The 9658-nt window shown below is 48.6% G+C and carries 9 protein-coding genes; all 9 read left to right on the top strand.

Features of this window, described 5'->3' with window-relative positions:
• Window positions 1-1519, top strand: a 1519-nt coding sequence (locus AAG834_RS04365; RefSeq protein ID WP_342031372.1) for an RHS repeat-associated core domain-containing protein, incomplete at its 5' end; no start/stop codon positions are given.
• A gap of 38 nt (window positions 1520-1557) precedes the next feature.
• Window positions 1558-2025: a hypothetical protein gene (locus AAG834_RS04360; protein WP_342031371.1), complete on the top strand. Its 468-nt coding sequence runs from the start codon at window positions 1558-1560 to the stop codon at window positions 2023-2025.
• A gap of 278 nt (window positions 2026-2303) precedes the next feature.
• Complete coding sequence (locus tag AAG834_RS04355; RefSeq protein WP_342031370.1) at window positions 2304-4091, top strand: RHS repeat-associated core domain-containing protein; 1788 nt, start codon at window positions 2304-2306, stop codon at window positions 4089-4091.
• Window positions 4092-4108: 17 nt separating this feature from the next.
• The gene (locus tag AAG834_RS04350) at window positions 4109-4525 is read left to right on the top strand and encodes an SMI1/KNR4 family protein (RefSeq protein WP_342031369.1); all 417 of its coding nucleotides are present in this window, start codon (window positions 4109-4111) and stop codon (window positions 4523-4525) included.
• Window positions 4526-4943: 418 nt separating this feature from the next.
• On the top strand, window positions 4944-7061 hold the full coding sequence (locus AAG834_RS04345; protein ID WP_342031377.1) for an RHS repeat-associated core domain-containing protein: 2118 nt from the start codon (window positions 4944-4946) through the stop codon (window positions 7059-7061).
• A 9-nt stretch (window positions 7062-7070) separates the two neighbouring features.
• The gene (locus tag AAG834_RS04340; RefSeq protein ID WP_342031368.1) at window positions 7071-7700 is read left to right on the top strand and encodes an ankyrin repeat domain-containing protein; all 630 of its coding nucleotides are present in this window, start codon (window positions 7071-7073) and stop codon (window positions 7698-7700) included.
• 145 nt (window positions 7701-7845) lie between these two features.
• A complete protein-coding gene (locus AAG834_RS04335) occupies window positions 7846-8274 on the top strand; it encodes a PAAR-like domain-containing protein (protein ID WP_342031367.1) in 429 nt (142 codons plus the stop codon).
• A gap of 258 nt (window positions 8275-8532) precedes the next feature.
• Window positions 8533-9186 carry a PAAR-like domain-containing protein gene (locus AAG834_RS13795; protein WP_446740445.1) on the top strand — a complete coding sequence of 218 codons (654 nt, stop codon included), beginning with the start codon at window positions 8533-8535 and terminating at the stop codon, window positions 9184-9186.
• 25 nt (window positions 9187-9211) lie between these two features.
• Window positions 9212-9634: an RHS repeat domain-containing protein gene (locus AAG834_RS04320; protein ID WP_342031366.1), complete on the top strand. Its 423-nt coding sequence runs from the start codon at window positions 9212-9214 to the stop codon at window positions 9632-9634.
• The last annotated feature ends 24 nt before the right edge of the window (window positions 9635-9658 follow it).

Here is a 9658-nt window from a genome sequence, read left to right as displayed (position 1 = left end):
AACCGTCCGCTACCACTACGACTTCAACGGCAACCGTACCGCCACCGTCCTGCCCGACGGCAGACAGATCAACTACCTGTATTATGGCAGCGGCCACCTGCACCAAATCAGCCTCGACGACGAAGTCATCACCGACATCGAACGCGATAAGCTGCACCGCGAAATCTTCCGCACACAAGGTAAACTCGCCAGCCGTTACGAACTTGACCCCTTAGGTCGTCTGAAAAAACAAATCGCCACCCTCAACGACCTGACGGAAGGCGGCAAAGGCAAAACCAAAGTAGCGTCGGGTTATGGCCAAACCGCCGTCAAACGCAGCTACGGCTACGACCGCACCGGCAACCTGACCCACAGCACCGACCAGCGGACGGGCACAACCCAGTTCGAGTACGACAAACTGGGCAGGATTACCCAAGCCGGCAGCGAACTGTTCGCCTTCGACCCCGCGCACAATATCCTTTCAGACGACCTCAATACCGTACCCGACAACCGTCTGAAAACCTACAACGGCACGACCTACTACTACGACAACTTCGGCAACCTCATCCACCGCGAACTGGCAAACGGCGAAGTGCAGAACTATTTCTACGATCTGCATGACCAACTGGTTAAAGCCGAAATCTTCAAAAAAGACGGCACGAAAGAAACTTGGTCGTACGCCTACGACGCCTTGGGCAGAAGGATAGGCAAAGGCCGTCTGAAAAACGAAGAAGTTTCAGACGACCTCGAAAACCAAACCCGTTTCGTTTGGGACGGCAGCCATTTGCTGCAAGAAATCCACCCGGACGGCAGGTATACCTATATCTATACCGACCCAGATTCCTACGAACCGCTGGCGCAAGTCCGCGATTGGACAACCGAAGACGGCGAAAGCCGCCAACAGACCCACTACTTCCACGGCGACCAAATCGGCATCCCTAGGGAGATGACCGATAAGGACGGCAATTTGCTGTGGTTCGGCAACTACACCGGCTGGGGTCGTCTGAAAGAGGAAACCAAGGTAACGGATAGCGCTTACCAACCGTTCCGCCTGCAAAACCAATATGCCGACCGTGAAACAGGGTTACATTACAACTTCTTCAGGTATTACGAGCCTGATGCGGGTCGGTTTGTGAATCAGGATCCGATTGGGTTGGAAGGCGGCTTTAACGTTTATCAGTTTGCGCCGAATGTTCAAGACTGGGTTGATCCGTTGGGGTTAGCAAATCGTAAAACTTTCAATTTAGGAAAAGGTTATACGGGTGCCCTCGATATATTTGATAGTGGAAAAAAATCAAGTTTTGAAATACATGTATATGACCCTAAAGGAAAAGAAGTGGGTATATATGGCCCAGATGAATGGTTTAATAAACATGGCAAAAAAGGAAAACCGGAGGGAATCCCTGATTCTGTAGAAAATTCTTGTAGAGGTATTGCTGTTGATACTGGACGAAGAATAGGTGCGGTTCCTCCAAAAGGGACAGCTAACATAAAAGGCAATAAACTTAAGAAATTCATGCAACTATTAATGCCAGATTAACTAAATATATTTAATTTTACAAACTGAGTGCTAAAAACATGACAAAGCTAATATATCAAAACGACCTTGGTATTACTAAATTTGATAGGTATTTTCGTTATTTAGACGATATAAGAGATGAAATAAATCCTTATATTTACAATTTTTTTTCCGATGAAAAAAAATATCAACTTCGAGGAAAAGAAACTCTTCATGACTCTTGGCTTCAGGATTTTAAAATTTCCCGAGACCTGAAAACTGAAGAAAATATGAATAGTAGCATCGAATTAAGCTTTTTATTGGCTAATTGGGAAAGTGTTTTAATTTTAAATTATTATGATGCCTTTTTTGAGAAAATACCTTTTGAAATTTTTAACAATCAGTATTCACAAAATGACCTGTTGGTTCATGAATTAAAATGGAATCAGCAAACAAAAAGATATCAGCATATTATTTGCTTTGATAATGATATTGATTTGATAATAAATTTCGCTAACTTTAAATACTCATATGCAAATGCTAAATAAATATAACAAGGGACTTCGCGAGCCGTAACAAACTTAGTTGGGTCTAGACCCAACACCTATAAGCAAGTCGTATAACCCGTATGTAGAGCGTGCCCCCTAAGGCACGCACATGGTTTCTTGTTCCAATGACTTATTAAGCAAGCGTAGGTTGGGTCTAGACCCAACAGCCTAATAAGGTCGTCTGAAATCAATTTTCAGACGACCTTGCCCTATAAGTAACCTTTACCTGCTTCGACTACAACGGCAACGGTCAACTCATCGCCCAGCACCAATGGAAAGTGCCGAGCAAGGAAGAGAACGCCCGAAACGGCCTGCCCGAAACCGACTGGCGCGATGCGCAGTACGACATGCTGTACCTGCCCGTTACCGAAACCGTCCGCTACCACTACGATTTCAACGGTAACCGTACCGCCACCGTCCTGCCCGACGGCAGACAAATCAACTACCTGTATTACGGCAGCGGCCACCTGCACCAAATCAGTCTCGACGACGAAGTCATCACCGACATCGAACGCGATCAGCTGCACCGCGAAATCTACCGCACACAGGGTAAGCTCGCCAGCCGCTACGAACTCGATCCCCTGGGTCGTCTGAAACGGCAAATCGCCACCCTCAACGACCTGACGGAAGGCGGCAAAGGCAAAACCAAAGCAGCGGCGGGTTATAATCAAACCGCCGTCAAACGCAGCTACGGCTACGACCGCACCGGCAACCTGACCCACAGCACCGACCAGCGGACGGGCACGACGCATTTCGAGTACGACAAACTGGGCAGGATTACCCAAGCCGGCAGCGAACTGTTCGCCTTCGACCCTGCGCACAATATCCTCGACATCCCGACGGAAAAGGTCAAACCATACCCTACCCCCTCTCCCGTGGGAGAGGGTCGGGGAGAGGGCAAAACGACCGCGCCGCTTTCAGACAACCGCTCCGTCATCACCGACAACCGCCTGAAAACCTACAACGGCACGACCTATTACTACGACGACCTCGGCAACCTGATCCACCGAGAACTGGCCGACGGCGAAGTGCAGAACTATTTCTACGACCTGCACGACCAACTGGTTAAAGCGGAAATCTTCAAGAAAGACGGCACGAAAGAAACTTGGGCGTACAGCTACGATGCCTTGGGCAGAAGGATGGGTAAGGGTCGTCTGAAAACCAGTCAGGAAGTTTCAGAAACGTCATTCCCGCATAATTTAAGCGGGAACGACCTCGAAAACCAAACCCGCTTCGTCTGGGACGGCAGCCATTTGCTGCAAGAAATCCACCCGGACGGCAGGTATACCTATATCTATACCGACCCGGATTCCTACGAACCGCTGGCGCAAGTCCGCGATTGGACAACCGAAGACGACGAAAACCGCCAACAAACCCGCTACTTCCACTGCGACCAAATCGGCATCCCGCGTGAAATGACCGATAAAGACGGCAACCTCTTATGGTTCGGCAACTACACCGGCTGGGGTCGTCTGAAAGAAGAAACCAGAGTAACAGATACTGCATACCAACCCTTCCGCCTGCAAAACCAGTACGCCGACCGTGAGACGGGGCTGCATTACAACTTTTTCAGGTATTATGAACCTGATGCGGGTCAGTTTGTGAATCAGGATCCGATTGGACTGGCAAGCAACATAACCAATTTATATGAGTTTGCGCTCAATGCGCAAGTATGGATTGACGTACTTGGTCTATGTGTATGTCTAGATGGTGGTTCCTTCAGAGATATGGACAAAAAGAAAAATACAAAAACAGTTGGTCATCATATGCCGCAAAATGCTTTCTTGAAAAATGAAAATATTTCAAGATCAGATGGACCATCAATCCTGATGACAAAAGAAGGGCATAAAAAGACACGTACATTTGCAGGTAGAGGGAAAAAAACCATGAAAGACGACGCAATTTTAAATTTTGAAGAACGATTTGCATTAGATATTAAAGATATTCAAGATTTGTTTCCTGATGATGAGGGGTGCAAAAAGGCTATTAAAAAAGCCATTCAATATGCAAAATCTCAAAAATGGATTGGCGATGAATTTGAGAAGATGTTTGGTTTTATTCGATAAAATAAAGAGGTTTATTTATGAAAATTCCTGAAATTTATTTTCAACTTGTAAAAAAATTTAAAAATGGTGGTTCATTGAAAAGAAATTATGATCAATTTGAAAATCCATTGGACACTGAGTTAGGCACAATCTTCATCTCTAAAGAGCAGATTTATGCTGAAGGTGCAGAGATGTTAACGTATTTTGATGTGGATGAAGATTACCATACACAACATAAATTATCTGATAATGAATTAAAATATTATCTTGGGGGAGGATACTCTTTAGAAAATTCCCTATGCTTTGCCACCGATGGCTCAGATTGCCCATTTTGCATGGATTTTACCAACTGTAACATTCCTGAAATTATTTATTGGGATGATGGAGTTTTACAATGGAGAAAAATTGCAAATACAGTGGAAGATTTCTTTAACCTATTTAATCCAAATGAATAGTAAATTAATTTTCTACCCAGTAAGCAAGCCATATCCGGCGTAAAACCTCCAATCCCGACGTAGGGTGTCGCGGTTTCTGCTTTTCAGACGACCTCAATCCTTTTTCGAGGTCGTCTGAAATATTTCTTCAATAGCAATCTAAGCCCAAAGCGCCTACGAATACGGCCAAGACGGCCTGCCGACCCGACGCACCAATGCCTTGGGACACACCTTCGGCTACCATTACGACAAAGCCCGCCGCCTAATCGGCCTCACCAATGAAAACGGTGCGCGCTACCGCTTTGCCTACGACGTCCTCGACCGCCTGATTGCCGAAAGCGGCTTCGACCATAAGCTGACCGGCTACCGTTACAACGCCGGCAACGAGCTGGTCGAGCAGCGCGAATTCGGCGACGACGCCACCCTCGCCGCCAAACTGATGGCGCAGCTGGGCGGACAGCCCGTCCCCAAAAAAGATGCCGCTCCGCTTTCAGACGGCCTCGACAACCAAACCCCGCTGCGGATTACCGAGTTCAAACGCGATGTATTGGGACGCTTAATCCACACCCTTGCCCGCGATAACGACAAGGTTCAGGAAACCGCTTACCAATACGACTTGGACGGCAACCTCGTCCGCGCCGCCAACCGCCACAGCATCACCTGCTTCGATTACAACGAAAACGGCCAACTCATCGCCCAGCACCAATGGAAGGTGCCGAGCAAAGAAGAGAACGCTCGAAACGGCCTGCCCGAAACCGACTGGCGCGATGCGCAGTACGATATGCTGTACCTGCCCGTTACCGAAACCGTCCGCTACCACTACGACTTCAACGGCAACCGTACCGCCACCGTCCTGCCCGACGGCAGACAGATCAACTGCCTGTATTACGGCAGCGGCCACCTGCACCAAATCAGCCTCGACGACGAAGTCATCACCGACATCGAACGCGATCAGCTGCACCGTGAAATCTTCCGCACACAGGGTAAGCTCGCCAGCCGCTACGAACTCGACCCCTTAGGTCGTCTGAAAAGGCAAATCGCCACCCTCAACGACCTGACCGAAGGCGGCAAAGGCAAAACCAAAGTCGCAGCGGGCTATGCCCAAACCGCCGTCAAACGCAGCTACGGCTACGACCGCACCGGCAACCTGACCCACAGCACCGACCAACGGACGGGCACGACGCAGTTCGAGTACGACAAACTGGGCAGGATTACCCAAGCCGGCAACGAACGGTTCGCCTTCGACCCCGCGCACAATATCCTCGACATCCCGACGGAAAAGGTCAAACCATACCCTGCCCCCTCTCCCGTGGGAGAGGGTCGGGGAGAGGGCAAAGCAACTGCGCCGCTTTCAGACGGCCGCTCCGTCATCACCGACAACCGCCTGAAAACCTACAACGGCACGACCTACTACTACGACGACCTCGGCAACCTCATCCACCGCGAACTGGCCGACGGCGAGATGCAGAACTATTTCTACGACCTGCATGACCAACTGGTTAAAGCGGAAATCTTCAAAAAAGACGGCACGAAAGAAACTTGGGCGTACACCTACGACGCCTTGGGCAGAAGGATAGGCAAAGGCCGTCTGAAAAACGAAGAAGTTTCAGACGACCTCGGCAACCACACCCGCTTCGTTTGGAACGGCAGCCATCTGCTGCAAGAAATCCACTTGGACGGCAGGTATACCTATATCTACACCGATCAAGAGTCCTACGAACCGCTGGCACAAGTCCGCGACTGGACAACCGAAGACGGCGAAAACCGCCAACAAACCCGCTACTTCCACTGCGACCAAATCGGCATCCCGCGTGAGATGACCGATAAGGATGGCAATTTGCTGTGGTTCGGCAACTATACCGGCTGGGGTCGTCTGAAAGAGGAAACCCGAGTAACGGATAGTGCATACCAACCTTTCCGCTTGCAGAACCAATACGCCGACCGTGAAACGGGGCTGTATTACAACTTCCTCAGGTACTATGAGCCTGATGCGGGTCGGTTTGTAAATCAGGATCCGATCGGGTTGATGGGTGGGGAGAATTTGTATCAGTTTGCGCCGAATGCAGTGATTTGGCTTGATCCATTAGGACTAGAAAAAATTAAATGTACTAAAGATAGTACATGCCCTGAAATTATGGCAAGTATTATGAAATTTAATCAGCATATTGATCATGAATTTAGAAAATATGACCCCATTGGAGATTCAAGGGGAGGATTTCCTATGCGAGGTGGGAGAGTTACCTCTCCATATGGGCATCACAAAGAGATTAAAGACCTACAAAATGGATTGAGATCATGTATTAGATTATATAATGAAAAATGTAAAGATAGAGATAAAGGAAATGGAAAATGTTGGAGGAACCTATCCTGTGCTCATACCAGCAATGCGCATAAAGGGGTACCTAAACATATCCCCAGAGAAAATTCTATGGGAGATTACGCTACTCTAGTTGGTTTAGGAGCGCTTACTGTGGGATTAGCATTATCGCCATTTGATGGGCCAGTTGGTGAAGCCGCCAGTGCTTCTATGTTTATGATGAAACTATCAACTATGTGAGGAGTATCAATGATTAATTATGATATTGATGAATTATTGTTCGAGGAGCAACCAGAACTCTTACTTATGGCAATAAAATCTGGATTAGATATAAATTCTATAATTATAGGAGACCAGGAAACATTTTTTGAATACTGTTGCCGCATGCATTTCTTATATTATATAAATATTTTACTTGACACTGGTAATATTGATGTAAACATACCTTTAAATGATGGAATTGCCTTACATTTATTAGCGTATGATAATTATATGTACAATAATACACATCACGAGTTAAAATTTGAATACTATATTTTTCAAAAATTAGTAAGTAATACAAATCATATTGACTCCCAAGATAATGATGGAATAACTCCTTTAATGCTAGCTGCAAAATCAGCAAATCCAGTAAAAGTTAATATTTTACTAAAACATGGAGCTAATCCAAATTTAACTGATTTTAACGGAAATACTTCCTTACACTATGCACTGATGGAATTACGAGAAAATAAAGATAGATTTGATGTTCTAGAATTACTCATACAGAATAAGGCGAATGGCCATATAAAAAATAAAAACAACTTAACCCCGTTAGATTATTATTTGATTGCATACCCTCCAATTGTAAAATCACCACTATCTAAATTTTTAGGGTAATGGAAAATAAAATATAGTGAATTGTAGCAAGCGTAGGGAGCAGCGTCCTGCCCATACGTGGTTTTCAGCCCCACACCCTTTGAAGTCTTACCTACTGTTTTTCAGGTAGCCTTTCCAGACGCCCCCGTCTTCCCCCGGAGCCCCCATGTCTGTCCAAAAAATCGCCCGTCGCGACAGCGGATATGCCGTCGTCTCCATCGTCCCCGACTTCTGCTTCGTCCCCTGGGTCGTTCCCCCCGTCCCCTTCCCCCTCTCCACCAACCTCGGCTCCGCACAAAAAACCGCCAAAAAGGTCCACCTCAACGGCAAACCGGCATTCGTACACGATGCCTCCGCCGCCCCCCGCACCTTCGGCGACCAGCCCGGGGGGCGCAAAGGGGTCATCTCCCGCATGGTCGGGGCCAAGGCCTGGTCCAAGCAGCACAGCTCTTCGGTGCGCATCCATAAGCACAAGATCGTGCGTACCGGCGATTTCTTCCATATGAACGGCAAGTTCAGCAAACGCCTCAACCAGAACGTCTGCCTCTCCTGTAAGCAAGCCGTAGCCCGCATGAAACCTCCAATCCCGACGTAGGGTGTGTGCGGAACGCACGCACGCGGTTTCTGTTCAAACGACCTCAGTCTCAACGCAGGGTGAGCGTCCCCTTTAGGCTACCTGAAAAAGTGCAGGCTGCTTTTCAATGCCACAAAATAGTTCAAAAGCAGCCTGCACATTCAAAGCAAACAGTAGCCCCGCACAAACCTTCAATTCTGATGTTAGGTGTGTGCAGTACGCACGCACACGGGTTCTGCTTTTCAGACGACCCCATCCCCGTAACAGGAGCAAGCCGCCATGGCATTCAATAAAATCGCCCGTAAAAGCAGTGACTTCAATGTCGTCTTTATCCTCCCCGATTTCTGTTGGGCGCCCCCTCCTGCTCCTCCTGTCACACCCATCCCCTTCCCGCTCTTCGCCGACCTGGGCGGTGCCAAGACCGTCGCCAAAGACGTCCGCCTCAACCGCAAGCCCGCCTTCGTCTTCAAGGCCAGTAAAACCAACCGCACCACCGGTGACGAACCCGCCCTTCCGGGCCGCAAGGGCATACTTTCCCGCACCGCCACAAAACCTGCCTGGCCGATGATGCATTCTTCTTCGGTTAAAATCCGCAAACGCCACATCATTCGCGCCGGCGATATGTTCCACATGAACAACAAATTCAAAAAGAAACTGCCGCCCAAACCCTGTATTGCCTGTAAGGCCGCTGCCGTTGGTCTGGAGCCGCAGCTATTATTCCGACCAAGACGGTACCGGCTGGCTCGGCGAGGGCTGGAGCGTGCCGGGTTGCCAGCGCATTTATCCGTGATGCGGCGGGATTGGCCTATATTGACGATCAGGGCCGTTTGTTCCCGCTGCTGGAAGTCGATGAAGATGATGCGGAACCGGTATTGTTCGAGAGCGAACAGATCTGGTTCAGCAAAGAGCCCGGACGGGTGCTTCTCTGATTAGTTCGATAGTTCTGCGTTTTGCGCCTTTGGTGGTCGCAGAAGACGGTTCGGATGAAGATTCCACCCTCTTCCCGCTGGTGGCGGTGGAAGACGCCAACGGCAACCACCAGCGTTTCGTCTATCACCCGCTGACCGGTCTGCCGCAATACGTCATCGACGGCAACGGTCGGGTGTTCTCGCTGAACTTCGGTAATGTGGCGGACGAGCAATATCATTACGACGACAACAACGAGTTGACCAAACGGGTGTTTGCTGACGGCAACACCAACCTGATGGAACGCGACGGTTTGGGCCGTCTGCTCAGCCACACCGATGCGCTGGGGCAGCACACCAATACCACTACGAGGCCAAATAGAGTTAGAGTATATGATGCTGGAAAAATTATTGGTGCATCAGACGGCATATATACACCATACATACGAGCTGAATGTTCTCAGGGGGAGGGGTAATACATGGACATCCAATTACAAAAA

This window comes from Neisseria sp. Marseille-Q2251 (genome assembly GCF_940793045.1).
Classification (GTDB): Bacteria; Pseudomonadota; Gammaproteobacteria; order Burkholderiales; family Neisseriaceae; genus Neisseria.
This window is presented reverse-complemented; position numbering and strand designations above follow the sequence as displayed.